This window comes from Acidovorax sp., assembly GCF_046294525.1.
Taxonomy (GTDB): domain Bacteria; phylum Pseudomonadota; class Gammaproteobacteria; order Burkholderiales; family Burkholderiaceae_C; genus Acidovorax.
In genome coordinates this window covers 220276-243729 of record NZ_JBKBKQ010000001.1, presented here as the reverse complement: position 1 = coordinate 243729, position 23454 = coordinate 220276, and the positions used below count along the sequence as shown (strand labels likewise).

Annotated in this window: 25 protein-coding genes; 13 read left to right on the top strand and 12 right to left on the bottom strand. The window is 66.3% G+C overall.

The window, feature by feature from the left end; all coding sequences use genetic code 11:
- Positions 1 to 103: 103 nt before the first annotated feature.
- From ACK4HJ_RS01125 to ACK4HJ_RS01115, 3 genes are read right to left on the bottom strand one after another with little or no spacing between them, the layout of a single operon-like run.
- Positions 104 to 1291 (bottom strand): vWA domain-containing protein, encoded by a 1188-nt coding sequence (locus ACK4HJ_RS01125; protein ID WP_409826919.1) that lies wholly within the window; start codon positions 1289 to 1291, stop codon positions 104 to 106.
- Positions 1292 to 1309: 18 nt separating this feature from the next.
- Positions 1310 to 1912: a GNAT family N-acetyltransferase gene (locus tag ACK4HJ_RS01120; RefSeq protein ID WP_409826917.1), complete on the bottom strand. Its 603-nt coding sequence runs from the start codon at positions 1910 to 1912 to the stop codon at positions 1310 to 1312.
- Between the two features lie 16 nt (positions 1913 to 1928).
- Complete coding sequence (locus ACK4HJ_RS01115) at positions 1929 to 2783, bottom strand: AAA family ATPase (RefSeq protein WP_409826915.1); 855 nt, start codon at positions 2781 to 2783, stop codon at positions 1929 to 1931.
- Between the two features lie 106 nt (positions 2784 to 2889).
- Here ACK4HJ_RS01115 and ACK4HJ_RS01110 point away from each other — a divergent pair, with 106 nt between their 5' ends.
- Complete coding sequence (locus ACK4HJ_RS01110; RefSeq protein WP_409826913.1) at positions 2890 to 3552, top strand: c-type cytochrome; 663 nt, start codon at positions 2890 to 2892, stop codon at positions 3550 to 3552.
- A 161-nt stretch (positions 3553 to 3713) separates the two neighbouring features.
- Here ACK4HJ_RS01110 and ACK4HJ_RS01105 read toward each other — a convergent pair whose 3' ends face one another.
- Positions 3714 to 4148: a DUF1841 family protein gene (locus tag ACK4HJ_RS01105; RefSeq protein ID WP_409826911.1), complete on the bottom strand. Its 435-nt coding sequence runs from the start codon at positions 4146 to 4148 to the stop codon at positions 3714 to 3716.
- Between the two features lie 242 nt (positions 4149 to 4390).
- On the opposite strand from ACK4HJ_RS01105, the gene ACK4HJ_RS01100 reads away from it, so the two are divergent.
- The 6 genes from ACK4HJ_RS01100 to ACK4HJ_RS01075 all read left to right on the top strand — a co-directional run bounded on the left by ACK4HJ_RS01100 (position 4391) and on the right by ACK4HJ_RS01075 (position 10111).
- Positions 4391 to 4612: a hypothetical protein gene (locus ACK4HJ_RS01100; RefSeq protein ID WP_409826909.1), complete on the top strand. Its 222-nt coding sequence runs from the start codon at positions 4391 to 4393 to the stop codon at positions 4610 to 4612.
- Between the two features lie 111 nt (positions 4613 to 4723).
- Entirely contained in the window at positions 4724 to 5392 is a 669-nt protein-coding gene (locus tag ACK4HJ_RS01095; protein ID WP_409827383.1) for a response regulator, read from the top strand.
- Positions 5389 to 6864 carry a sensor histidine kinase gene (locus ACK4HJ_RS01090; RefSeq protein WP_409826908.1) on the top strand — a complete coding sequence of 492 codons (1476 nt, stop codon included), beginning with the start codon at positions 5389 to 5391 and terminating at the stop codon, positions 6862 to 6864. Before ACK4HJ_RS01095 ends, ACK4HJ_RS01090 begins: the two co-directional genes overlap by 4 nt.
- A gap of 134 nt (positions 6865 to 6998) precedes the next feature.
- Positions 6999 to 7991: a Bug family tripartite tricarboxylate transporter substrate binding protein gene (locus ACK4HJ_RS01085; protein ID WP_409826906.1), complete on the top strand. Its 993-nt coding sequence runs from the start codon at positions 6999 to 7001 to the stop codon at positions 7989 to 7991.
- A gap of 91 nt (positions 7992 to 8082) precedes the next feature.
- On the top strand, positions 8083 to 8592 hold the full coding sequence (locus ACK4HJ_RS01080) for a tripartite tricarboxylate transporter TctB family protein (RefSeq protein ID WP_409826905.1): 510 nt from the start codon (positions 8083 to 8085) through the stop codon (positions 8590 to 8592).
- Position 8593: 1 nt separating this feature from the next.
- Positions 8594 to 10111: a tripartite tricarboxylate transporter permease gene (locus ACK4HJ_RS01075; RefSeq protein WP_409826903.1), complete on the top strand. Its 1518-nt coding sequence runs from the start codon at positions 8594 to 8596 to the stop codon at positions 10109 to 10111.
- A gap of 58 nt (positions 10112 to 10169) precedes the next feature.
- Here ACK4HJ_RS01075 and ACK4HJ_RS01070 read toward each other — a convergent pair whose 3' ends face one another.
- The gene (locus ACK4HJ_RS01070) at positions 10170 to 10970 is read right to left on the bottom strand and encodes an IclR family transcriptional regulator (RefSeq protein WP_409826902.1); all 801 of its coding nucleotides are present in this window, start codon (positions 10968 to 10970) and stop codon (positions 10170 to 10172) included.
- Positions 10971 to 11061: 91 nt separating this feature from the next.
- Between ACK4HJ_RS01070 and ACK4HJ_RS01065 the strand changes: the two genes are divergently transcribed.
- The 5 genes from ACK4HJ_RS01065 (at position 11062) to ACK4HJ_RS01045 (ending at position 15599) form a co-directional block, all read left to right on the top strand.
- Positions 11062 to 11763 carry a 3-oxoacid CoA-transferase subunit A gene (locus ACK4HJ_RS01065; RefSeq protein ID WP_409826900.1) on the top strand — a complete coding sequence of 234 codons (702 nt, stop codon included), beginning with the start codon at positions 11062 to 11064 and terminating at the stop codon, positions 11761 to 11763.
- Positions 11764 to 11792: 29 nt separating this feature from the next.
- Positions 11793 to 12443: a 3-oxoacid CoA-transferase subunit B gene (locus ACK4HJ_RS01060; protein WP_409826898.1), complete on the top strand. Its 651-nt coding sequence runs from the start codon at positions 11793 to 11795 to the stop codon at positions 12441 to 12443.
- A 33-nt stretch (positions 12444 to 12476) separates the two neighbouring features.
- The gene (pcaF, locus tag ACK4HJ_RS01055) at positions 12477 to 13688 is read left to right on the top strand and encodes a 3-oxoadipyl-CoA thiolase (RefSeq protein ID WP_409826896.1); all 1212 of its coding nucleotides are present in this window, start codon (positions 12477 to 12479) and stop codon (positions 13686 to 13688) included.
- Positions 13685 to 14428: an SDR family NAD(P)-dependent oxidoreductase gene (locus ACK4HJ_RS01050; RefSeq protein ID WP_409826894.1), complete on the top strand. Its 744-nt coding sequence runs from the start codon at positions 13685 to 13687 to the stop codon at positions 14426 to 14428. Before pcaF ends, ACK4HJ_RS01050 begins: the two co-directional genes overlap by 4 nt.
- 163 nt (positions 14429 to 14591) lie before the next feature.
- A complete protein-coding gene (locus ACK4HJ_RS01045) occupies positions 14592 to 15599 on the top strand; it encodes a Bug family tripartite tricarboxylate transporter substrate binding protein (protein ID WP_409826892.1) in 1008 nt (335 codons plus the stop codon).
- Between the two features lie 96 nt (positions 15600 to 15695).
- Here the strand turns inward: ACK4HJ_RS01045 and ACK4HJ_RS01040 are convergent, their stop codons facing one another.
- The 7 genes from ACK4HJ_RS01040 to ACK4HJ_RS01010 form a co-directional block, all read right to left on the bottom strand.
- On the bottom strand, positions 15696 to 16151 hold the full coding sequence (locus ACK4HJ_RS01040) for a surface-adhesin E family protein (protein WP_409826890.1): 456 nt from the start codon (positions 16149 to 16151) through the stop codon (positions 15696 to 15698).
- A 92-nt stretch (positions 16152 to 16243) separates the two neighbouring features.
- Positions 16244 to 16939, bottom strand: coding sequence for a transglutaminase-like domain-containing protein (locus ACK4HJ_RS01035; protein WP_409826889.1), 696 nt, complete (start codon positions 16937 to 16939; stop codon positions 16244 to 16246).
- Positions 16940 to 17045: 106 nt separating this feature from the next.
- Positions 17046 to 17693 carry a trimeric intracellular cation channel family protein gene (locus ACK4HJ_RS01030; protein ID WP_409826887.1) on the bottom strand — a complete coding sequence of 216 codons (648 nt, stop codon included), beginning with the start codon at positions 17691 to 17693 and terminating at the stop codon, positions 17046 to 17048.
- A gap of 101 nt (positions 17694 to 17794) precedes the next feature.
- Positions 17795 to 18157 carry a hypothetical protein gene (locus ACK4HJ_RS01025; RefSeq protein ID WP_409826885.1) on the bottom strand — a complete coding sequence of 121 codons (363 nt, stop codon included), beginning with the start codon at positions 18155 to 18157 and terminating at the stop codon, positions 17795 to 17797.
- Complete coding sequence (locus tag ACK4HJ_RS01020; RefSeq protein ID WP_409826883.1) at positions 18154 to 18963, bottom strand: hypothetical protein; 810 nt, start codon at positions 18961 to 18963, stop codon at positions 18154 to 18156. Before ACK4HJ_RS01020 ends, ACK4HJ_RS01025 begins: the two co-directional genes overlap by 4 nt.
- 31 nt (positions 18964 to 18994) lie before the next feature.
- On the bottom strand, positions 18995 to 20137 hold the full coding sequence (locus ACK4HJ_RS01015) for a PepSY-associated TM helix domain-containing protein (protein ID WP_409826882.1): 1143 nt from the start codon (positions 20135 to 20137) through the stop codon (positions 18995 to 18997).
- Positions 20138 to 20168: 31 nt separating this feature from the next.
- The gene (locus tag ACK4HJ_RS01010) at positions 20169 to 22361 is read right to left on the bottom strand and encodes a TonB-dependent siderophore receptor (protein WP_409826880.1); all 2193 of its coding nucleotides are present in this window, start codon (positions 22359 to 22361) and stop codon (positions 20169 to 20171) included.
- Between the two features lie 352 nt (positions 22362 to 22713).
- Here ACK4HJ_RS01010 and ACK4HJ_RS01005 point away from each other — a divergent pair, with 352 nt between their 5' ends.
- Positions 22714 to 23352: a LysE family translocator gene (locus tag ACK4HJ_RS01005; RefSeq protein WP_409826878.1), complete on the top strand. Its 639-nt coding sequence runs from the start codon at positions 22714 to 22716 to the stop codon at positions 23350 to 23352.
- Positions 23353 to 23454: the final 102 nt, after the last annotated feature.

The following is a 23454-nucleotide window of genomic DNA, read 5'->3' as shown; positions in this document are numbered from 1 at the left end:
TGTCAGGAGCGAGGAGCGCGCAGTATGCGCTGCGCCCGACTATGCCCTGAAAAATACCCCTTCCGTGTCAGACAGTGTCGCGCCTTTGCAGGCCGCCCGCTGCCTACTTGGACAGCAGCCGCATGGTCTCTTCCAGCCCCTTGAGCGACAGCGGGTACATGCGGTTGCCCAGCAGCTGCTGGATGATGCTGATGCTCTGGCGGTACTGCCATACGCCCTGGGGCTCGGGGTTGATCCAGGCGTGCTTGGGGAAGGCATGTGTGAGGCGCTGGATCCATTCGGCACCCGGCTCCTCGTTGTTGTATTCCACGCTGCCGCCGGGCTGCAGGATTTCGTACGGGCTCATGGTCGCGTCGCCCACGAAGATCAGCTTGTAGTCCTTGTTGTACTTGCGGATGATGTCCCAGGTCGGGAACTTCTCGGCAAAGCGGCGGCGGTTGTTCTTCCACATGAAGTCGTACACGCAGTTGTGGAAGTAATAAAACTCCAGGTGCTTGAACTCGTTCTTCACCGCGGAAAAGAGTTCTTCCACGCGCTGGATGTGTTCGTCCATGGTGCCGCCCACGTCCATTAGCAGCAGCACCTTCACGTTGTTGTGCCGCTCGGGCACCATCTTGATGTCCAGGTAGCCCGCGTTGGCGGCAGTGCTGCGGATGGTGTCGGGCAGGTCCAGCTCCAGCTCATGCCCTTCGCGCGCAAACTTGCGCAGGCGGCGCAGCGCCACCTTGATGTTGCGCGTGCCCAGCTCTTGCTGGTCGTCGTAGTCCTTGTAGGCGCGCTGCTCCCACACCTTCACCGCGCTCTTGTTCTTGCCCGCGCCGCCAATGCGCACGCCCTGCGGGTTGTAGCCGCCGTGGCCGAATGGGCTGGTGCCGCCGGTGCCGATCCACTTGTTGCCGCCCTCGTGGCGCTCTTTCTGCTCTTCCAGGCGCTTCTTGAGCGTCTCCATCAGCTCGTCCCAGCCCATCTTCTCGATGGCGGCCTTCTGCTCGGGCGTGAGTTCGTTCTCCAGAATCTTGCGCAGCCAGTCGGCCGGGATCTCCTTGGTGAAATCGGCCACCATCTCCACGCCCTTGAAGTAGGCGCCGAAGGCCCGATCGAACTTGTCGTAGTGCTTCTCGTCCTTCACCAAGGTCAGGCGAGAGAGGCTGTAAAAATCGTCCAGGCTCCATGCGTCATCCGACTTCGGGCCCACCACGCCGGCCTGCAGCGCTTCGAGCAGCGTGAGATATTCCTTCACGGACACAGGCAGCTTGGCCGAACGCAGGGTGTAGAAGAAGTCGATCAGCATGTTTTTGGCCTCCAGCGCTTATTGGGCGTGCGCTCGGCGCTCTAAAAGATATAGCAGCTGCGCTTTGGCCTCGGGCCACTCGCCAGCGCGCATGCTGTACATCACCGTGTCGCGGATCGTGCCGTCGCGGCGCAGCGCGTGGCCGCGGATCACGCCGTCCTTTTGGGCGCCCAGGCGCTCGATGGCGCGTTGCGACGCGAAATTGAAATTGTCGGTGCGCCAGCCCACCACGTGGCAGCCCAGCGTGTCGAACGCGTGGCCCATCATCAAGAGCTTTGCGGTGGTGTTGACGTGCGTGCGCTGCACGCTCTGGCGGTACCAGGTGTAGCCGATCTCCACGCGCTTCACGGCGGGCAGGATGTCGTGGTAGCTCGTGGTGCCCAGCACGGTGCTGGTGGCCTCATCCACCACGGCAAACGCAAAGCGGTTGCCATCGGCGCGCATGCGCAGCGCGTCCTCGATGTACTTGCGGGTGTTTTCGGGCTCGGGTACGGATGTGATGCGCAGCGTCCACAGCTCGCCATCAGCGGCGGCTGCGCGCAGCCCGTCCTCATGCGACAGCGCCAGAGGTTCGAGCCGCACCCCGTTGTGGCGCATGACCAGCGGTTCCACGAAACTCATGGCCGGGCTCCAGTCTTCAGCGGTTGCGCTGATTCATGAACACCAGCTTTTCAAACAGGCTCACGTCCTGTTCGTTCTTCAACAGCGCGCCCACCAGCGGCGGCACGGCCACCTTGTTGTCGGCGCTTTGCAGTGCGGTGAGCGGAATGTCCTCGGCCACCAGCAGCTTGAGCCAGTCGATCAGTTCGCTGGTGGAGGGCTTTTTCTTGAGACCCGGCAGATTGCGCACGTCATAGAACGTCTTCATTGCCACGCTCAGCAGCTCGCTCTTGAGCGTGGGGAAATGCACGTTGATGATCTGCCGCATGGTGTCGGCCTCGGGGAATTTGATGAAGTGGAAGAAGCAGCGACGCAAGAAGGCGTCGGGCAGTTCCTTTTCGTTGTTCGACGTGATGAACACCAGCGGGCGGTGCTTGGCCTTGATGAGTTCGCGCGTCTCGTAGCAGTAGAACTCCATGCGGTCGATCTCGCGCAGCAGGTCGTTCGGGAATTCGATGTCGGCCTTGTCGATCTCGTCGATGAGCAGCGCTACCGGCCGGTCGGCCGTGAAGGCCTGCCAGAGAACGCCCTGCACGATGTAGTTGCGGATGTTCTTCACGCGTTCGGCGCTGCCTTCGTCATTGAGCTGGCTGTCGCGCAGGCGGCTCACGGCGTCGTATTCATACAGGCCCTGCTGGGCCTTGGTGGTGGACTTGATGTGCCACTGCAGCAGCGGCATGTCGAGCGCCTGTGCCACTTCCTCGGCCAGCATCGTCTTGCCCGTTCCAGGTTCGCCCTTGATCAGCAGAGGCCGTTGCAGCGTGATGGCTGCGTTGACGGCGAGCATGAGGTCCTGGGTGGCGACGTAGTTCTGGGAGCCTTGGAATTTCATGGGGGAAAACACCGGATCGTTGATGAATGGGCTTGACAGGGCGCTGGCTATAATCTGCGGTTGATCAGAGCCCAGAGCTGAACTTCCACGAGATTGTGCGCGCAAAATGAACAAAACGCTGACCACGCTATTCGCCCTGGCTGTCGCTTCCGTGACCGCTATCTCCCATGCCCAGGAAGCCAAGGGCGACGTGGAAGCCGGCAAGCAAAAGATCGCCATGTGCATTGGCTGCCACGGCATCCCGGGCTACCAGGCCAGCTTTCCGGAAGTGCACAAGGTGCCCATGATCTCGGGCCAGAGCGCCAAGTACATCGCCGCCGCACTGACCGCCTACCAGAAGGGCGAGCGCAAGCACCCCACCATGCGTGGCATCGCCGAGACGCTGTCTGAACAAGACATCGCAGACGTCTCCGCCTACTATGAACAACACGGCAAGACCAGCACCGAGCTGGCCGCCAAACCCAAGCGCGAGCCCAGCGTGCAAGTGGCCGCCTTGCTGCAAAAGGGCGCCTGCGTGTCCTGCCACGGCGAGAACTTTGCCAAGCCCATCGACCCGTCCTATCCCAAGATCGCAGGCCAGCACGCGGACTACCTGTTCGTGGCCCTCAAGTCGTACAAGGTGGAAAAGAACAACACCATGGGTCGCAGCAACGCCATCATGGCCGGCGTGGCCAAGCAGTTCACCAACGCCGAGCTGAAGGCGCTGTCTAACTACCTGGGCAGCATCGAGGGCGACCTGCACGTCACGCCGCAATCGCGCTTCCGCTGAACGTAAAAGCCATCGCTTGAACAACAAAGCCCGCGTCTTGCGGGCTTTTTGTTTTGTGCTTCCGGATATGAGTAAAAATGGCCGCTAGCGCTTATGCAGCAAGCGCTAATAGCTATCAAAATGATATCAACGCAGCGGCGCCTGTTGACAAGGTAAGAGGGTTAGTCCTGCGTGGCGCGCCGCTGCACGCACGCAATGTACGCGTCGCCGTCCGGTGGGCGGCCCGCGCGCTGGCTCTCCCACAGCATCTCCCCCAGGCAGTCCATGGCGGCATGGTGCGCATCGTGCAATGAGTCGAGCCGCGCGGTCAGCAGCTCCACCGCCTGGCGGATGCCGCGGGGCTGGTCAATGCTGCACTGCTCGCTGATCGAGAGGTGCATGGACAGGTGCAGGAAGGGGTTGGTCTGGCCCGGCGTTTGGTCGTAGTTGCGGGCTACCGCCGCGTCGGCGTCGGACAGGTCGGCGTGGTATTCGGGATGCTCGGCGATCCACAGGCTGGCCAGGGTTTCGATGGCTTCCATGGGGGCGCCGTCTCGGGTTTTGGCATGCACGCCGCACAGAAAGCGGCGCACGTCGGCTTGGGAGGGGCTGAACATGGGGCGAGAGCGTAGCACGCAGCCCCTGGCCGATGTGCGCGTGGGGTTGGGGGGGGAATGCATCTCTCAGGCGTGCCCGCTACGCAGGGCTGCGGCGGCGTCCTACGCGGGCGCAACGGCGGCAACCCTACAGTGGCGTGGCGCAAAGACGAGGAGCCAGCCGGGTCTTCTTTGCACACCCCGTGTATTTGTTGATTCCCCTTCTTGTGTTTGCTGCTGCCCGGTTGTTTGGGAGAACTGTCATGACTGCAATGCGAATCGTAGGTGTGCTGCTCTTGGTGCTGGGGCTGGCAGGGTTCCTGACCGGCGGCTTCAGCTTCACCAAGGACACCACGCAGGCCAAGCTCGGGCCCCTGGAGCTGACTGTGAAAGAAAAAGAATCTGTTCAGGTGCCGCAATGGCTCAGCCTGGGCGCGATGGTGCTGGGCGGCATGGTGCTGGTGCTGGGCTTCCGCCGCAACTGACGCGCGGGTAGATAAACGGGGCGCCGCGGAACGCGCCCGACGGGAGAGTGAAGGAGCGGCACAATGGCCGCCTTTTCACTCTCCCGCTGCTTTGGCGGCGGCCGTTGTCCCATGCGCATTCTTCTGGCAGAAGACGAGCCCGAGCTGGCCACGTGGCTTGTGCGTGCCTTGCAGCAGGCCGACTTTCAGGCGGACTGGGTGGACGACGGGCGCATGGTGCGCCGCAGCCTCAAGGCCACCCGCTACGACGCGTTGATCCTGGACCTGGGCCTGCCCGGCCTGGGCGGGCACGATGTGCTGGCCGACCTGCGCGACGCGGGGCACACGCTGCCCGTGCTCATCCTCACCGCGCGCGATTCGCTGATGGAGCGCGTGAGCACCCTGCACGAAGGGGCCGACGACTTTCTGGCCAAGCCGTTTGAATTGGCTGAGCTGGAGGCGCGCCTGGTCGCGCTGGTGCGCCGCGCGCGCGGGGGCGAGCACCCGCGCCTGGCCTGCGGGCCGCTGGCGTACGACCCGGGCGCGCGCCAGTTCACGTTGGGCCACCAGCCGCTGGCCCTCACGCCGCGCGAGCACGCCGTGCTGCGCGCGCTCATCCAGCGCAGCGGCGAGCCGCTGTCCAAGCAGGAGATCATCGAGCGCGTCTTCAGCGACGAGCAGGACGTGAACCCGGAGGTGACCGAGGTGCTGGTGCACCGCCTGCGCAAGCGCCTGGCTTCATCCACCGTGCAGATCACCACCCTGCGTGGCCTGGGCTACGTGCTGGAGAACGCGGCTTGATCCGGCAGCAAGCCCGCGACCTGCTGGAGCGGTTGCACACGCTCAGCCTGCGGCGCACGCTGCTGCTGGTGCTGCTGCCCAGCTTGCTGGGGCTGGCGGGCATGGAGCTGTGGCTGACCTGGCGCACCGCGCTGGACGCTGCCAATGCGGCCTACGACCGGTCGTTGCTCGGCGCCATCAAGGCCATGGATGCCAACATCTCCACCGCCAGCGGAGGTCTGGGCGTGGAGCTGCCCTATCGCATGCTGGAGTTCTTTGAGCTGACGGCCAGCGGGCGCGTGTACTACCGCGTGGCGACCGAGAACGAGCTGGTGGAGATCGGCAACGCCGACCTGCCCGCGCCCCCGCACGAGCTCGTGACAGAGTGGCCGCAGTTCAGCGACGCGGTGTACTACGACACGCCGGTGCGCATCGGCTCGTACGCGCGCTTCATCGACCCACCGCTGGCAGGCCAGGTGGGCCCGCAGCGTCTGGTCATCCAGGTTGCAGAAACCCTGGAGTCGCGCCAGGCCTTCACCCGCGTGCTGGTGCTGCAGGCCCTTGCACGGGACGTGCTGCTGGTGGTGGCGGCCATGGGCGCCATGGTGCTCATCGTGGGCTGGGCGCTGCGCCCGCTGCAGCGGCTGCGCAGCGGCGTGCAGTCGCGGTCGGCGCTGGACCTCACGCCCGTGTCCACGCACGGCATACCGGCCGACGTTCGGCCACTGGTGGAGGCCATCAACCACCATGTGGAGCGCAACCGCCGGCAGGCGCAGGCACACCGACAGTTTGTGGACGATGCCTCGCACCAACTGCGCACACCGCTCACCACGCTGGCCACGCAGGTCAGCTTTGCGCTGCGCGAGACCGATGCCAACGAGCAGCGCCGCGCGCTGGAAGCCATCAAGCAGCAGCTGGATGAGACCGTGCGCCAGACCAACCAGATGCTGGCGCTGGCGCGCGCCGACAGCGCTGCGGGCGCCGAGGCTGCGGCCGAGCCCGTAGACCTGAACGCCCTGGCGCGGGACGTGGCACGCAAGTGGTGGAGCGATGCGCGCGAGCGCGGGCTGGACCTGGGCCTGGAGCCCGCGCCCCAGCCCGCCTGGGCGCAGGCGCACCCTGCGCTGCTCAAAGAAGCGCTGTCCAACTTGCTGCACAACGCCCTGCGCTACACGCCGCGCGGCGGGCAGGTGACGGTGCGCGTGCGCACCCAGGCCGACTGCGTGGCGGTGATGGTGGAGGACACGGGCCCCGGCGTGGCCGAGCCTGAGATGGCGCGGCTGGGCGAACGCTTCTACCGCGCCAGCGGCGCCCGCCTGCCGGGCACGGGCCTGGGGCTGGCCATCGTCAAGTCGGTGGTGGAGCGGCATGGCGGCCAGCTGCGCTTTGCCCCAGGGGCCGCGGGCCAGGGCCTGTGCGTGAGTCTCTGCCTGCCGCCAATGGCCGCTGCGGACCAGGCTACGGCCCCCTCCATGGCACCGGGTTTACCCTGAAATTTTTGGCGTTTCGCTGAAAGCGGTTTGAAAGTCGCCGCTCGATACAGTGCCCTGCACCGGTCGGCATGCGTGCACCGCTCAGCCCGTGCCAGCTCTGCCGACCGGACACACACTTTTCAGGAGACGATCCCATGAACCGCAAGTTTTCCTTCCTGTCCTTGGCCCTGCCGCTGGTGCTGGCCTGCGCCGCCACCGCAGCCGCTGCTGGCCCGCTGGACAAGCCCGAGTGCATCGCACCCGCCAAGCCCGGCGGCGGGTTTGACCTGACCTGCAAGCTCGTGCAGTCGGGCCTGATGGAAGGCAAGCACATCAGCGATGCGATGCGCATCTCGTACATGCCCGGCGGCATTGGCGCGGTGGCCTACAACGCCATCGTGGCGCAGCGCCCGGCCGAGTCCAACACCCTGGTGGCGTTCTCCGGCGGCTCGCTGCTCAACCTGGCACAAGGCAAGTTCGGCCGCTACAACGAAAACGACGTGCGCTGGCTGGCCGCCATCGGCACCGACTTTGGCGCCGTCGTCGTGGCCGAGAAGTCGCCTTTCAAGACCCTGCAGGACCTGATTGCCGCCGTGAAGGCCGACCCCACCAAGGTGGTGTTTGGCGCGGGCGGCACCGTGGGCAGCCAGGACTGGATGAAGGCTGCGCTCACCGCGCGCGCGGCCGGGCTCAACCCCAAGTCCATGCGCTTCGTGGCGTTTGAAGGCGGTGGCGAGGCGCTGACTGCGCTGCAGGGGGGTCACGTGCACGTGTACTCGGGCGACGCGTCCGAGGCCGAAGAGCAGATCAAGGCCGGCGCCAAGATCCGCGTGCTGGCCGTGATGGCCGACAAGCGGCTGGACGGTGGCCTGGCGCAAGTGCCTACCGCCAAGGAGCAAGGCCTGGACATCGAATGGCCCATCATCCGCGGCTTCTATCTGGGCCCCAAGGTCAGCGATGCCGACTACAAGGTCTGGCAGGACACCTTCAGCCGCATGCTGGCCACGCCGGCCTTCCAGAAGCTGCGCGCCGAACGCGGCCTGTTCCAGTTCACGCTCACCGGGCCTGAGCTTGATGCCTACGTGAAGAAGCGCGTGGGCGAGTACCGCACGCTGGCCGCCGAGTTCGGCCTGAACGTCAGCAAGTAACCGACCCTTCCCCATTCATCACGCCAGCCGTGAGCAGCCGCCTGGGCATGCCGCCCGGGCGCAGCTGCGGCTGCCGCATGAGGAGAACCACATGAGTGATCGCATTCTGGGCGCTGTGGCCGTGGCCGTGGGCGCCGGCATGGCCTGGGCCGCCCAAGGCTACGCGGCCGAGATTTCGTACGAACCCGTGGGGCCGCGCGCCTTCCCGCTGCTGCTGTCGGCCTTCATGGTGGCCGCTGGCGCGTGGCTGGTGGTGCGCCCCGGTGCGGCGGCGGCTTCGCATGCACCTGCCGACGCTAACGCGGATGCCGCAGGCGTACCGGGCGTAACGGGCGCCCCGGCCAACCGCTGGCAGCACCTCAAGCCGCTGGCGCTGGCGCTGGCGGCCATCGCCGTGTATGTGACGCTGTTCCAGTGGCTGGGCTTTCCGCTGGCCACGGCGCTGATGGCGCTGCCCGTGGGCATCGCGTTTGGCGGCACCTGGCGCCAGTCGCTGGCTGCCGGGGTGGGCATGGGCGTGGTGATGTACTTGATGTTCGACAAGCTGCTGGACGTGATCCTGCCCACCGGTCTGCTGGCCTTCATCTTCGGGGGGCGGTGAGATGGATACGCTGCAATACCTGTGGTCCGGCTTTGGCGTGGCACTCACGCCCTCCAACCTGATGGTGGCGGCGCTGGGTGCATTCATCGGCACCGTGGTGGGCATGCTGCCGGGCCTGGGACCCATCAACGGCGTGGCCATTCTCATGCCGCTGGCCTTTGCGCTCAAGCTGCCGCCCGAGACGGCGCTGATCCTGCTGGCTGCCGTTTACATGGGTTGCGAATACGGCGGGCGCATCTCGTCCATCCTGCTCAATGTGCCCGGCGACGCGGGCGCCATCATGACCGCGCTGGACGGCTACCCCATGGCCCGCAAGGGGCTGGGCGGCGTGGCGCTGTCGATCTCGGCCTGGAGCTCCTTCATCGGCTCGCTGGTGGCCACGGCGGGCATCGTGCTGTTCGCGCCGCTGCTGGCCCGCTGGGCGCTGGCCTTTGGACCGGCCGAATACTTTGCGCTGATGTGTTTTGCGTTTGCCTGCATCACGGGCCTGATGGGCGATGCGCCCATGAAGGCAGTGCTGGCCGCCGTCATCGGCCTGTCGCTGTCCACCGTGGGGCTGGACTCCAACTCGGGCGTGTACCGCTTCACCGGCGACAGCGTGCACCTGTCTGACGGCATCCAGTTCATCGTGGTGGTGATCGGCGTGTTCTCGGTCAGCGAAATCCTGCTGATGCTGGAGCAGCACCACCGCAACGAAGGGATCATCCAGGTCACCGGCCGGAGCCTTTTCAACCTGAAGGAAGTGGCGCAGACTTGGTGGAGCACGCTGCGCTCCAGCGTGGTGGGCTTTGTGGTGGGCGTGCTGCCGGGCGCGGGTGCCACCATTGCCAGTGCCATGACCTACTCCATGGAAAAGCGCCTGGCCGGTGAAGATGGCCGCTTTGGCGAGGGCGACATCCGCGGTGTGGCGGCACCCGAAGCCGCCAACAACGCCTCGGCCGCAGGCTCGTTCGTGCCCATGCTCACGCTGGGCGTGCCGGGCTCGGGCACCACGGCGGTGATGGTGGGCGCGCTGTCGCTCTACAACATCACGCCCGGCCCCGCCCTGTTCACGCAGAACCCCACGCTGGTCTGGGGGCTGATCGCCTCGCTGTTCATCGCCAACGTGATGCTGCTGTTTATCAACATCCCTTTGGTGGGCGTGTTCACCCGCGTGCTGCGCCTGCCCAACTGGATGCTGGTGCCCGGCATTTTGGCCGTGAGCGCGGTGGGTGTGTATTCGGTGCATGCCACCACGTTCGACCTGCTGCTGATGGCCGGCTTTGGCGTGGCGGGCTACCTGCTGCGCAAGCGCGGCGTGCCCATGGCGCCGCTGATCCTGGGTTTTGTGCTGGGCGACATGATGGAGCAGAACCTGCGCCGCGCGCTGTCCATCACCAACGGCGAGCTGGGCATTCTGGTGGAAAGCCCCATCTCCATCAGCCTGTGGGTTGGCGCGGCCGCCATGGTGTCGGTGCCCCCCCTTCTGCGCCTGCTGGCGCGCAAGAAGCGCGGTGCCGGCGTGGCCGCTGTTGCATAAGCGTTCAACGCCCAAGTGAGCCCGCATTGCGCGGGCTTTCTTTTTTTTGGGGGGCCAGTCAGTGGCCCGGCGCGCCCATCATGCGCGAGATGATGCGCGCCGCGCGCAGCAGCGCGGGCAGCATCTGCTCGCGCATCTGCGCCTCGCTCGTGCGGTTGGCCTGGCCGCTGATGTTGAGCGCCGCCACCGTGCGACCCGCGCGGTCGGTGAGGGGCGTGGCAATGGATATCAGGCCCTCCTCCAGCTCCTGGTTCACCAGGCACCAGCCCTGCTGGCGTGCCGTGCGGATGTGGGCCAGCAGCGCATCCACGTCGGTGGTGGTGTGCTCGGTGAACCGCTCCATGGGGTGGCCCTGCAGCCGGGCCTCCAGTTCGTCGTCGGGCAGCGATGCCAGCAGCACGCGGCCCATCGACGTCCACGGCGCGGGCAGGCGCGAGCCCACGCCCAGGTTGGTGCGCATGATCTTGTGCGTGGGCACGCGCAGCACATAGACGATGTCCAGGCCGTCGAGCACTGCCGCCGATGACGACTCGCGCACCTCTTCCACCAGGTCTTCCATCACCGGCTCGGCCAGGTTCCAGATGGGCAGCGAGGACAGGTACGCAAACCCCAGGTCCAGGATGCGCGGGGTCAGGCGAAACAGCTTGCCGTCCGTCTCCACATAACCCAGCGTCTGCAGCGTGAGCAGGATGCGGCGCGCGCCGGCGCGCGTGAGGCCTGTCTGCGCGGCGACTTCACTCAAGGTTTGCTGCGGCGTGGCCGCGCTGAACGAGCGGATCACCTCCAGCCCGCGCGCGAACGACTGCACATAGCTGTCGCTCGGTTTGGGGTCTTTGGCTTCAGGGGTTTGGGAATTCATACGTATGCAAACTATAATTCTTTAAGCGAACATTTGTTCTATATATGAACAAATTTCAAAGAGACAACAGAGAAACCAAGAAAGCGTTGCAATGATCAACAAACTGGCGGACTCGGTGGCCCAGGCCCTTGCGGGGGTGAAGGATGGTGCCACGGTGTTGATAGGCGGGTTCGGCACCGCCGGCATTCCGGGCGAGCTGATCGATGGCCTCATCGCCCAGGGGGCGCGTGACCTAACGGTGGTCAACAACAACGCAGGCAACGCCGACCAGGGCCTGGCCGCGTTGCTCAAGGCGGGCCAGGTGCGCAAGATCATCTGCAGCTTTCCGCGCCAAGTGGATAGCTACGTGTTCGACGTCCTGTACCGCAGCGGCAAGCTGGAGCTCGAACTCGTGCCCCAGGGCAACCTGGCCGAGCGTCTGCGCGCTGCGGGTGCGGGCATCGGCGCCTTCTTCTGCGCCACCGCCTATGGCACTGAACTGGCTGCGGGCAAGGAGACGCGCGAGATCAACGGCAAACACTACGTGCTCGAGTACCCCATCCACGGCGACGTGGCCCTGATCAAGGCCGAGAAGGGCGACCGCTGGGGCAACCTCACCTACCGCATGTCGGCGCGCAACTTTGGCCCCGTGATGGCCACGGCTGCCAAGACCACGGTTGCCACCGTGCACGAGGTGGTGGAGCTGGGCGCGCTGGACCCCGAAGCCATCGTCACCCCCGGCATCTACGTGAGCCATGTGGTTCAGATCGCGCGCACTGCGACCCAGGCGGGTGGATTCAAAAAATCAGCATGAAATTGGCACCTGCCGCCTGAGGAGTAAGCGTGAGCAGCTATCAAAAGCGTAGTAAAGAAGAACTGGCGAAGCGCGTGGCGCAAGACATCCACGACGGCGCCTACGTCAACCTGGGCATCGGTCAGCCGACCCTGGTGGCCAATCACATCCCGGCAGGCCGCGAGGTCATCCTGCAAAGCGAAAACGGCATCCTGGGCATGGGCCCGGCGCCCGCTGCGGGGCTGGAGGACTATGACCTGATCAACGCGGGCAAGCAGCCCGTCACGCTGCTGCCCGGCGGCGCGTACTTTCACCACGCCGACAGCTTCGCGATGATGCGCGGCGGGCACCTCGACATCTGTGTGCTGGGCGCCTTCCAGGTCAGCGCCACGGGCGACCTGGCCAACTGGAGCACGGGCGAGCCCGGCGCCATCCCCGCCGTGGGCGGGGCCATGGACCTGGCCATCGGCGCCAAGCAGACCTGGGTGATGATGGACCTGCTGACCAAGCAGGGTGCCAGCAAGATCGTCACGCAATGCACCTACCCGCTCACCGGTGTCGCCTGCGTGAAGCGCATCTACACCGATCTGTGCACACTGGCCTGCACACCCACCGGGCTGCAGCTCATCGACACCGTGCCCGGCCTGTCGCACGCTGAGCTGGAGCAACTGGTGGGCCTGCCCATTCGCCCCGCCGCCTGAATCCACCCCCCCCAGAAACGAGGAGACAAAACCATGAGCCAACAACGCCAAGCCTTCATCTGCGACGCGATCCGCACCCCCTTCGGCCGCTACGGCGGCGCGCTCTCCAGCGTGCGCACCGACGACCTGGGCGCCATCCCCATCAAGGCGCTGATGGACCGCAACCCCGGCGTGGACTGGGCGGCGGTGACCGACGTGCTCTACGGCTGCGCCAACCAGGCCGGTGAAGACAACCGCAACGTAGCCCACATGAGCAGCCTGCTGGCGGGCCTGCCCATCGATGTAGCGGGCGCCACCATCAACCGCCTTTGCGGCTCGGGGCTCGATGCCGTGGGCACCGCAGCGCGCGCCATCAAGGCGGGCGAGGCGGGCCTGATGATCGCGGGCGGTGTGGAAAGCATGAGCCGCGCGCCCTTTGTCATGCCCAAGGCCGAGTCGGCCTTCAGCCGCAACAACGCGGTGTATGACACGACGATTGGCTGGCGCTTCATCAACAAGCTGATGAAGGAAAAGTACGGCGTGGATTCGATGCCCGAAACCGCCGAGAACGTGGCGACCGACTTCAACATTGAGCGCGAAGCCCAGGACCAGATGGCCCTGCGCAGCCAGCTCAATGCCGTGGCCGCCATCAAGGCTGGGCACCTGGCGCGCGAGATCGTGCCCGTGCACATCCCGCAAAAGAAGGGCGATGCCATCATCGTCAGCCAGGACGAACACCCGCGGGAGACTAGCTTGGAAGCGCTGGCCAAGCTCAAGGGCGTGGTGCGGCCCGATGGCACGGTGACGGCGGGCAACGCCTCGGGTGTGAACGACGGCGCCTGCGCGCTGCTGCTGGCCGATGAAGCCAACGCCGCCAAGTACGGCCTCAAGCCCCGCGCCCGCGTGGTGGGCATGGCCGTGGCCGGTGTGGCGCCGCGCATCATGGGCTTTGGCCCCACGCCGGCGACGCTGAAGGTGCTGGCGCAGACGGGCCTGACCATCGACCACATGGATGTGATCGAACTCAACGAAGCCTTTGCCGCGCAAGGCCTGGCTGTGCTGCGCGCGCTGGGCATCAAGGACGACGACGCGCGCGTGAACGCCTGGGGCGGCGCCATTGCACTGGGCCACCCGCTGGGCGCCAGCGGCGCGCGCCTGGTCACCACCGCCGTCAACCGCCTGCACGAACACGCCGGGAAGTACGCGCTGTGCACCATGTGCATCGGCGTGGGCCAAGGCATTGCCGTGATCCTGGAGCGCGTGTGACCGAAATCGAGCGCAACCCGACACCGGTTACCGTCATCACCGGCGCCAGCAACGGCATCGGCCGCGCGATTGCCGAAGCCGTGTTGGCCCAGGGCCACGCCGTGGTCAACCTGGACTATGTGCTGCCCACCTGGAGCCACTCGCAACTCACCTCGTACCAGGGCGACCTGACCGACGAGGCATCGACCCGCGAACGTGCGGCCGAGATTGCGGCCAAGCACAACGTCACGGCGCTGGTGAACAACGCGGGCGCCACGCGCCCCGGCACCATCGACACCGCGACCACCGCCCAGCTGGATGACGTGGTGGGCCTGCATCTGCGCGCGCCCATGCTGCTGGTGCAAGCCTTTTTGCCCACGCTGCGCGCCAGCGGGCAGGGCCGCATCGTCAACATGTCGTCGCGCGCTGCGCTAGGCAAGGGCGAGCGCATCGTGTACTCGGCCACCAAGGCCGGAATGATCGGCATGACCCGCACGCTGGCCATGGAGCTTGGGCGTGACGGCATCACCGTCAACGCCATTGGCCCAGGGCCCATCGCCACTGAGCTGTTCCGCCAGAGCAACCCCGAAGGTGCACCGCAGACGCAGCGCATCCTGAACAGCATCGCCGTGGGCCGCATGGGCACGCCCGACGACGTGGCGCGCGCGGCGCTGTTTTTCCTTTCGCCCGACAACGGTTTCGTGACCGGGCAGGTGTTGTACGTGTGCGGCGGCACCACGCTGGGAGTGGCGCCGATCTAGCACTTGAACTGACGACTTCTTTCACGACCCCCTGACGGGGGGCATCCACCGATGTTCTCGCCCAGGCGCTCGCGCCCGGTTGAGGCCATGGCACGGCCAGCGTCTGTGTTGCTGGCGCGCCAACTCGATTTTTTTTACCACCATCCTGAAGGAGACAAGCCTCATGAACCCGATCAAGACTTCTACCCGCCGCCGCTTCACGCTCGGTGCCATCGCCTCTGCCGCCGTGCTGGGCGCGGGGCTGATGTCCAGCAACGCAGCCATGGCGCAGGCGTTCCCCTCCAAGCCCATCACCATCATCGTGCCCTTCGCCGCAGGCGGCACCACCGACATCCTGGCGCGCATCATTGGCCAGGCGCTGACGGTGGAACTGGGCCAGTCGGTGGTGGTGGACAACCGCGCCGGTGCAGGCGGCAACATCGGCGGCCAAGCGGCCGCCCGCGCCCCGGCCGATGGGTACACGCTGTTCATGGGCACGGTGGGCACACACGCCATCAATGCCGCGCTGTACAAGAAGATGCCTTTTGACCCCGTGAAGGACTTTGCCCCGCTGACCCGCGTGGCCAACGTGCCCAACCTGCTGGTGGCCAACCCCGCGCAGCCCTACAAGACGGTGAAGGAGTTGATCGCCTACGCCAAGGCCAACCCCGGCAAGGTCAACTTTGGCTCGTCGGGCAACGGCAGCTCCATCCACCTGTCGGGCGAGCTGTTCAAGAGTCTGGCCAAGGTGGACATGGTGCACGTGCCCTACAAGGGCAGCGCACCCGCTGTCACCGACCTGCTGGGTAACCAGATCGGCATCATGTTCGACAACATGCCTTCGGCCATTCAGCACGTGCGCAGCGGCAAGCTGGTGCCCCTGGCCGTGACCACGGCCAAGCGCTCGCCCGAGCTGCCCAACGTGCCCACCATCGCCGAAGCCGGCGTGCCGGGCTACGAGGCCACGTCGTGGTTCGGCCTGTTTGCACCGGCCAGCACCCCATCACCCGTGGTTGCGCAGCTCAACAAGGCCATCGTGAAGGTGCTGAACCAGGCCGACGTGAAGAAGAAGATCAACGAGCAGGGCGCTGAAACCTACAGCGAAACGCCCGAGCAGTTCGCCGCCTTCATCCAGGCCGAAAGCGTGAAGTGGGGCAAGGTGGTGAAGGAGTCTGGCGCCAGTGTGGACTGATGGCAAGGCGCCTTTGATTGTTAAAAACGATAGCTGCCAGCGCTTATAGGGTAAGCGCTGGGGCCGCTTTTCATTCAAATATCAACGGGCGCAGACTCAGCGGTTGCGCACTCTGCATGCTGCAGACACCATGCGCCGCGACCAGTCGCTGGCCATGTCACGGAACAGCACTTCGGCCTCGCCCTCGCGGTAGCGCTCCTGCCCCGTCACCGCGCCCACCCACAGCGGCAGGGCGTAGTACGTCAGCTGCAGGTACCACGCGCGGTGGGCGGCGCAGTCCACCACCACCTTGGCGTAGTACGACCGGTACTTCTGCCCCCTGAACGACGTTCGCATCTGGTCGCGCGACACGCGCAGGTCCAGCAGCACGCGCTGGTCCACGCCCACGGGCTCCGGCAGGATCTCGATGAGGTTCTGGCTGGTGTCGTCCCTGTCACCCGTCAACGTGAACCATTGCGGCGGTGCCTGCTGCGCGCGGACCCCCGCCGGAACCAGACACAGCGCGGTGGCGACAGCGGTAGCAACACTCAGCGCAGACAGCTTTGAAAGCATGGGGCGGGGCAGGTGGTGGATGGTAGAACACCCGGCGGAGCGAGCGGCGCGGTCTGGTCCGGGTGTTGCGACCCATTATCACTGAGGGCTGCTCACGCCCGCGTTTCCTGCTCCACATCCTGCGCAAAGCTGGCGCCGTCCAGCCGGCTGTGGGTTGCGCCATCGTCGGGCAGCCAGCCAGGGTAGGCGGTGCGGAAATCGGCCACGATCTGCGCCAACGGCAGGTCGTCGAACGCGCCGCGCTGCAGCACGTACTCCATGTGGCGCGCGCCGGATTTGTCGAACGGGTGGTAGATGGAATCGTGCTCGCCATCGAATTCGAGTGGCAACAATCCGAATCGCTCGCACAGCTCGATGTTGAAAGCCGGTGTGGCCTTGCGCCAGGCGCCATCGAGCCAGATGTCGGTGTAGCCGTGCCAGATAAAGAGGTCGGTCTTCATCGTCTCGCGCATGCGCTCGGTGCTGAGGTGGTTCTTCACGTCGGCAAACCCAATGCGTGCGGGGATTCCCGCTGCGCGGCACGCGGCAGTCAGCAGCGCGGCCTTGGGAACACACCAGCCGTAGCCCTGGGCCAGCACGGTGCTGGCCGTCATGCCGTGGGGCGACAGGTTAATGCGGTAGGGGTCGTAGCGAAAGCCATCGCGCACGGCCAAGTACAGCGCCACGGCGCGTTCGCGGTCGGTGCTGCCTTGCGCATGCTGGGCGGCAAAGGCCTGAACGATGGGGGTGTCGCTGTCGATGAGCGCAGTGGGGGCAAGGGTGGCGGGCGCGGGCGCAAGTGGGGTCATCGGGCGAGTCTCCTGGGATCAGACGGGCCCAGTGTGCGGGCCTTGGGTTCAGCATGCTGTCACAGGTGCGCCAGCCCGGTGCGGGCGTGGACGGTGCGCGGGCCGGTCACACCCGCCAGGCCGGCAGCTCCCAATTGCGCCACAGCGCCAGACCGCGCAGCCCGGCTGTCAGCAGCACGCAGGCCAGCAGCGGCGCCCAGTTCGGTGCCTGCAGCTGCCGCAGCGCCACGTCGGCCCAGCCACCGGCAAACGCGCACAGCGCATAGGGGCGGTGGTCGCTGAAGGCCTGGGGCACCTCATTGCACAGCACGTCGCGCAGTACGCCGCCAAACACGCCAGTGGTCACGCCCATCATCACGCTGATGATGGGCGGCATGCCGATGGCGGTGGCAATGTCCACGCCCACGGCGGCAAACAGGCCCAGGCCGATGGCGTCGGGCAGCAGCATGGCGCGCTCGGTGGGCTGAAAGTGCCGCTGCCGCATGAACAGCATGGCGCCAATGCACAGCGCCAGGATGCCCCAGACGAATTCGGTGTGGCGAATCCAGAAGAACGGCCGCTGGTCCAGCAGCAGGTCGCGCAGCGTGCCCCCGCCCAGCGCCGCGACAAACGCCACCACGCACACGCCCACGGCATCCAGCCGCTTGCGCGCCGCGGCCATCACGCCCGACAGCGCAAACGCCACGGTGGCGGCCACTTCCAGAACAAAGCGCAGGGTGTTCACCCAGGGGGCGTTGAGCAGCGAGGCATCCATGCCTGCGATTGTGCCGCCTGATCAAGATGCTATTAACTTGATAGTTACCAGCGCTTATTCATCAAGCGCTGGGGAGCGATTTGGCCTCAAGGTAGGTCGGGTTAGCCCGCAGGGCGTAACCCGACAACGGCCACAGCGACGCCGCACCCCACACACCCCAGCACCCCTAGCCGCACTGCCCACCGCCGCGCCGCCTGGGGCCACTGGTTCATGCCCAGCACCAGCAGCCAGCCCAGCGCCATCCACGCTGCCAGCACCAGCGCCGCACCCGCCGCCGGCCCGGCGGCTGCCACCGCGGCCACCGTCTGCAGCGCCAGCGTGGCCAGCACCACGGCCCTGGCACGCACCCGCGCGGCGCCTTGCACGCCATCGCCCCAGGCGCGGGTGGGCACTGCCTGTGCCCAGTGGCTCAGGCCCAGCAGCGAGGCCAGCGCCGCGCTCGCGCCCATCAGCTCGGGGTTCATGCGGCCTCCGAACGGGGCGGCTCGGCGCTGCGCCCGGCCATGCCGCGCGGGGCCCATAGCGCGCGGCGCCGCAGTTGCACCAGTGCAGGGGCCAGCGCGGCCAGCAGGCACAGCGCCGCTGCCGCTGCCCATTGCCACAGCCCGGCCTTGGCCCACAGGCCGCCATAGCTTGCAGCCGCCAGCCACCACAGCGCGGACGTGGTGCGGGGCGCCCAGTGGCGCAGCGTGGCGGCCGGCAGGGCCACAAAAAAGGCCAGCAACAGGCCCAGCATGCCGGACGGGCGCGCCGGCCCGGTGGCCACGATGTGGGCCAGGCGGAACGATTCCACCGCCAGCACGCCGCACAGCCAGAAGGGCAGGTGTGCGGTGCCGCGCGCCGCCAGCTGGCGCCAGCGGCCGGTTAGGGCGGGCCCATGCCGCCGGGGGGCGGGCACCGCGGACCGCCGGTGGGCGTGCACCCGTGCTGGCCCGATGCATGCGGCCAGGCCCGCGCAGGCGAGCCCCACTGCGGCCAGGCCGGCCAGCATGGCCGGTGCCAGCGCGCTGCCCAGCACGAGGCCCGTAGCGCCGGCCGCGCCCAGCAGCCCGCCCGCTGCGCCCAGCGCCACGCGCCACAGCGCCAGCGTGCGCAACGCCCATGCGGCCACCGCCGACATCAGCAGCCACACGCCGATCAGCGCCCACACCGTCCACACGGGCCGCTGCGCGAGCGGGGGAAGGCCCGGCGGGCCCCACAGGTGCACGAACACTGCCACCACCAGTGCGGCGGGCACGGTGGCGTGCAGGGCAATCAAAAAGCGTTGCATGGTGGCAGCTCGCGCGATGGAGGAGAAGGGATCAGCCCGCCACACCGGCCGCGCCTGGCGCGGGCTCCGCCGCCCCGGCCTCGCGCCGCCGCTGCTGGCGCGCGTCCAGCCAGATCAGCGTGCCCGAGATCGACAGAAACGCGGGCGTCATGCCCAGAAAGAAATACAGCCATTTCAGCGCCAGCCCGCCAAAGTCGCCAAAGTGCAGCGGCTCCATCAGCCCATTGACCAGCGACCAGAAGCCCGCCGTGCGCGGGTCGTGCACCTTCTTCGGCACACCCGTGACGGCGTGGATATCCACCCGCGCGGTGCTGGCCAGGTGATCGCGCAGGTTGCCGGTAAAGCTAGCCTCGGCCGCGTCCGTGCCCCAGCGGCGCATGGACACATAACGCGCCTCCAGCCCCGGCACGGCCTCCTGCGCGGTGGCATACAGCGCGTCCAGTGACTGCATGGGCACGGGCTCGCTGGCCTCTGCCTTGCGCGCGGGCTTGGCGGCGGCCATTGCTGCAGGGGTGGTGATGTATTGGTAGCCTTGCTCAAACAGCGGCGCCAGCCCCATCCATGCGCCTGTGGCTGCAATCAGGATGTGAAAGCCCAGCCCCCAGATGCCTGCGGACTTGTGCAGGTCCGACATCACCACGCGAAAGCTGCGACCCCAGCGCTGGGTGAACAGCTCGGCCAGGATCTTGCGGTGGATGACGATGCCCGTGGCAATCAGCACCAGCATGGCCACGCCGAGGAACCCCACAATCCACCGCGGCCCGAAGAACAAAAACACATGCAGCATGCGCAGGTACTGGCCGAGCTGGCTGTCCACCGGGCCCACCACCGTGCCCGTGTCGGAGCGCAAGGCCACCTTGGTGCGCGTGCTGGCGGGCGCGCCACGCTCGCGCACAAAGGCGAAGTAGCTGGGGTTGACCGCATCGGGCAGCGCAATGGTCTCCACTGTGGCGCCGGGGTAGCGGGTGTGCAGTTGGCTCAGCACTGCATCCAGGGAAGCAGGCTTGTCAGAGCGCGGCAGCTGCGCCAGCGACGGGTTGGCCCACAGGTCGATCTCGTGCTTGAACACCACCACCGCACCCGAAAAGCACACGATGAACATCAGCAGCCCCGTGACGATACCTGCCCAGGAGTGCAGGGTGAACAGGCGGTTGAGCGTGCGCTGGCTGGTCATGGCGTGCGGGCGGCGGGAGTGGAGCGCTGCGTCAGAAGAAGTACGTCACGCCCAGGCTGAAGTTGCGTGGCAGCGAGGGCGAGACCACGTTGGCATTGATCGCGCCGTCGTAGTACGCCTTGTTGAACACGTTCTTCACGCCCGCGGTCACGCGGTAGTTCTCACCCACGTAGCTGATGGACGCATCGGCCACAAAGTACGACGGCAAGGTGAACGGGTAAGAGCCGATCTGCTCGCTCACATACCGCCCGCCCAGGCCCAGCGTCACCCGCGGGTATTGCGGCAGCTTGTAGGTAGCCCAGGCCGTGAGCGTGTGGCGCGGCGTGAGGTTGAGCGGCTTGCCCACGATGGCGGCGTTGTTGTCGTGCGTGACCTTGGTCTGTGTGTAGGTGTAGGCGCTGGTCAGCTTCCAGCCGTTCTTCAGGTCCGCGCCCAGCTCCAGCTCCAGCCCGCGTGCGCGCTGCTCGCCGGTCTGCACGCTGAAGCCCGTGTTCACCGGGTCGGCCGTGGTCACGTTCTGGCGCACCAGGTCGAACACCGCGAGCGCGCCGGTGATCTGGCCGCCGGGGGCTTCGTACTTCACGCCCGCCTCCCACTGCTTGCCGGTTTCGGGCACAAAGTTCGATCCGCCAAACGTCAGGCCCGACTGGGGCAGGAACGACTCGCCATAGCTGCCATACGCGGCCCAGCCGGGCTTGAACTCGTACACCAGCCCGGCCGACAGCGTGGTGGCGTTGTCCTTCTGGCGCGTCTGCGTGTTGGCCACGCGGTTGTTCGTATCGGTGGTGGACCAGTCGCGGCGCAGGCCCACCAGGGCCGTCCAGCCCTGGCCAAACTTGATCTGGTCCTGCGCATACAGCCCGGCTACGGTGAGTTTGGCGGGCGCATCCTGCGTCAGCGCCTCGGGGCAGGTGGCCTGCATGCCATACACGGGTGCAAACAGGTCCAGCGCACCAATGCGGCAGGTGCGGCTGGCCAGCAGGCTGGTGCCGCTGCGCGCATCGAGGCCCGTCACCAGCTGGTGCTTCACGCCCAGCGCTTCAAAGCGCGACAGCAGCGAGGTGTCGGTGGCTAGCAGGTCGTAGTCCATGTACTGGCGCGAGGCTTGGCGGTTCTGCAGGCGCTGGTTGGCCTGCAGCGCCTGGTTGGAGACAAAGTTGCCCGTGCCCTTTTCGGTTTCGTAGCGCACGTTCTGGCGGAAGGTCATGGCCTCCGACATCTTGTGCTCCAGTGTGTAGCCCACGGTTTTGCTCTCTACGTCATACCCGCCAAAACTTGGGTCTCCGGTGAACATCGTGACGGGCAGCGTGCCGTTGCGATTGGGCAGCAGCGTGCCGTAGGGCGTGATGCCCTGCTGGCGCATCCATTGGCTCTGGCTGTAGGTGGCAAACAGCACCAGGTCGGTCTGCGGCCCCAGGTCGATGGAGAGCGACGGCGCAAACCAGCGGTCCTTGCGGTAAACGAACTGCGTCGGGTCGTCGGCGTTGGACACCTGCGCATTGATGCGCAGCGCCGTCTTGCCCGATTCGGACAGTGGCCGGTTGATGTCGGCCTGCAGCGTGCGCTGGCCGAAGCTGCCCACCTCCACGCCCACCTCGTTGATCGCCTCCTTCTTGGGCCGCTTGCTCACCGCGTTGACGATGCCGCCGGGCTGCACCTGGCCGTACAACACTGAGGCCGAGCCCTTGAGCACCTCAAAACGCTCGTAGCCGTAGGGCTGCAGCTTGGCCCACATGCCCGGGCTTTGTACCAGGCCATCGACCAGGATGGATTCGGTGGAGCGAAAGCCCCGGATGTTCAGGTCATCAAACCCCCGGCGCCCAAAGTTGACCGGGCTCACGCCCGCCACGGTCTGCAGCGCTTGCTGCACGTTGGTGATCTGCCGGGATTCCATTTGCTCACGCGTGACCACGCTGACGGACTGCGGCGTTTCCAGCCGGCGCATCGGGGCCTTGCTGGCCGTTTGCGCTTCGACGGGCGCAAAGCCCATGTCTTTTTCGGTGCTGGCGTTGATTCGGACTTCTTGGAGCTGGGGCGCGGCTACCGCCTCCACCGCCGGGTCGGCGGTCGGTGCGCTGGTCTGCTGTGCCATGGCGGCCTGGGCGATGCACAGGGCGAGCGGGGTCAGTGCAAACAGGGTGGTCTGGCGGGACAACGACGAGGGCAGGCGTGCAGACGCCAACAAGGGCGAAGTGCGCGCAGAGCGCAGGGGCTGAGGAAGCATGGAAGTCCCGAAAAAGTTGAGCAAAAAACGCAGAAGGCGCTGGCTCACGTGGCAATTCGGGACGTTGGCTGGCGGCGGGTGGTGAATTCTAATGCGAATCGTTCTTGTTTGTTGGCCTAGCCTGTTTGGGTTGGGTGACGGGAAGCCGTGTTGACGCAATGTGGACTCTGCCCCGACACCAGCAGCGGCCTCGCTGGCCGCGTGCTTCAAATTTGATAGCTTCCGGCGCATTACTGAAAAGCGCCAGGGCCTTTTTTGCACATCATCAGTTCCACCCCCAGCCTCTCTAACCATCCATTGCTAAGATGCGGCCCCTCTTCTCTTCTTGCGCTCGGGGCTCGGCGTTTCACTCATGGATTTGCAGACTTGGCTCGCTTTTTTTGCGGCGTCGTGCCTTATTGCTGTCTCGCCCGGTTCGGGTGCGGTGTTGTCGATGAGCCATGGGCTCTCGTACGGCGTGCGCAAGACAGGCGCCACCATCCTGGGCCTGCAGCTGGGGCTGTTGCTGATCCTGCTGATTGCCGGGGCGGGTGTGGGGTCGCTGCTTCTGGCTTCTGAGCTGGCCTTCAGCGTGGTCAAGGTGCTGGGCGCCTGCTATTTGATCTATGTGGGTTTCGCCCAGTGGCGCGCCGGGGATGCGTCGCCCGTGCGGGGTGATGCCCAGGAGGCTGCCGGCACCTGGAAAAAGCGCTGTCTGACGGGTTTTCTGACCAACGCCACCAATCCCAAGGGCATCATCTTCATGGTGGCTGTGCTGCCCCAGTTCATGACCGACACGCGCCCGCTGTGGACGCAGTTGGCCGTGATGGCGGCCACCACGGTGACGGTGGACGTGGTGGTGATGCACGGCTACGCTTTTGGCGCGAGCGCGCTGCGCCGCCTGATGCGCAGTGCGCGCGCGGTGCGCACGCAGAACCGCGTGTTTGGCGGCCTGCTGATGGCGGTGGGCGCGGGGCTGTTCTTTGTGAAGCGGGGCGGGCAGCACGCGTGACGTTCCGGATGTGCCGCCTATATTTCAATTTTGATAGCTGCAAGCGCTTGCTGGATAAGCGCTAGAGGCATATTTGACCAGTATTTTCAGGAATCCGTCGTT

Coding starts and splice junctions, on each gene's coding strand:
- ACK4HJ_RS01075 (WP_409826903.1), top strand. CDS start 8,594: ATGGATACGCTGCAATACCTGTGGTCCGGCTTTGGCGTGGCACTCACG.
- ACK4HJ_RS01010 (WP_409826880.1), bottom strand. CDS start 22,361: ATGCTTCCTCAGCCCCTGCGCTCTGCGCGCACTTCGCCCTTGTTGGCG.
- pcaF (WP_409826896.1), top strand. CDS start 12,477: ATGAGCCAACAACGCCAAGCCTTCATCTGCGACGCGATCCGCACCCCC.
- ACK4HJ_RS01115 (WP_409826915.1), bottom strand. CDS start 2,783: ATGAAATTCCAAGGCTCCCAGAACTACGTCGCCACCCAGGACCTCATG.
- ACK4HJ_RS01125 (WP_409826919.1), bottom strand. CDS start 1,291: ATGCTGATCGACTTCTTCTACACCCTGCGTTCGGCCAAGCTGCCTGTG.
- ACK4HJ_RS01085 (WP_409826906.1), top strand. CDS start 6,999: ATGAACCGCAAGTTTTCCTTCCTGTCCTTGGCCCTGCCGCTGGTGCTG.
- ACK4HJ_RS01070 (WP_409826902.1), bottom strand. CDS start 10,970: ATGAATTCCCAAACCCCTGAAGCCAAAGACCCCAAACCGAGCGACAGC.
- ACK4HJ_RS01095 (WP_409827383.1), top strand. CDS start 4,724: ATGCGCATTCTTCTGGCAGAAGACGAGCCCGAGCTGGCCACGTGGCTT.
- ACK4HJ_RS01105 (WP_409826911.1), bottom strand. CDS start 4,148: ATGTTCAGCCCCTCCCAAGCCGACGTGCGCCGCTTTCTGTGCGGCGTG.
- ACK4HJ_RS01015 (WP_409826882.1), bottom strand. CDS start 20,137: ATGACCAGCCAGCGCACGCTCAACCGCCTGTTCACCCTGCACTCCTGG.
- ACK4HJ_RS01035 (WP_409826889.1), bottom strand. CDS start 16,939: ATGACCCCACTTGCGCCCGCGCCCGCCACCCTTGCCCCCACTGCGCTC.
- ACK4HJ_RS01005 (WP_409826878.1), top strand. CDS start 22,714: ATGGATTTGCAGACTTGGCTCGCTTTTTTTGCGGCGTCGTGCCTTATT.
- ACK4HJ_RS01110 (WP_409826913.1), top strand. CDS start 2,890: ATGAACAAAACGCTGACCACGCTATTCGCCCTGGCTGTCGCTTCCGTG.
- ACK4HJ_RS01065 (WP_409826900.1), top strand. CDS start 11,062: ATGATCAACAAACTGGCGGACTCGGTGGCCCAGGCCCTTGCGGGGGTG.
- ACK4HJ_RS01100 (WP_409826909.1), top strand. CDS start 4,391: ATGACTGCAATGCGAATCGTAGGTGTGCTGCTCTTGGTGCTGGGGCTG.
- ACK4HJ_RS01040 (WP_409826890.1), bottom strand. CDS start 16,151: ATGCTTTCAAAGCTGTCTGCGCTGAGTGTTGCTACCGCTGTCGCCACC.
- ACK4HJ_RS01030 (WP_409826887.1), bottom strand. CDS start 17,693: ATGGATGCCTCGCTGCTCAACGCCCCCTGGGTGAACACCCTGCGCTTT.
- ACK4HJ_RS01020 (WP_409826883.1), bottom strand. CDS start 18,963: ATGCAACGCTTTTTGATTGCCCTGCACGCCACCGTGCCCGCCGCACTG.
- ACK4HJ_RS01120 (WP_409826917.1), bottom strand. CDS start 1,912: ATGAGTTTCGTGGAACCGCTGGTCATGCGCCACAACGGGGTGCGGCTC.
- ACK4HJ_RS01025 (WP_409826885.1), bottom strand. CDS start 18,157: ATGAACCCCGAGCTGATGGGCGCGAGCGCGGCGCTGGCCTCGCTGCTG.
- ACK4HJ_RS01045 (WP_409826892.1), top strand. CDS start 14,592: ATGAACCCGATCAAGACTTCTACCCGCCGCCGCTTCACGCTCGGTGCC.
- ACK4HJ_RS01080 (WP_409826905.1), top strand. CDS start 8,083: ATGAGTGATCGCATTCTGGGCGCTGTGGCCGTGGCCGTGGGCGCCGGC.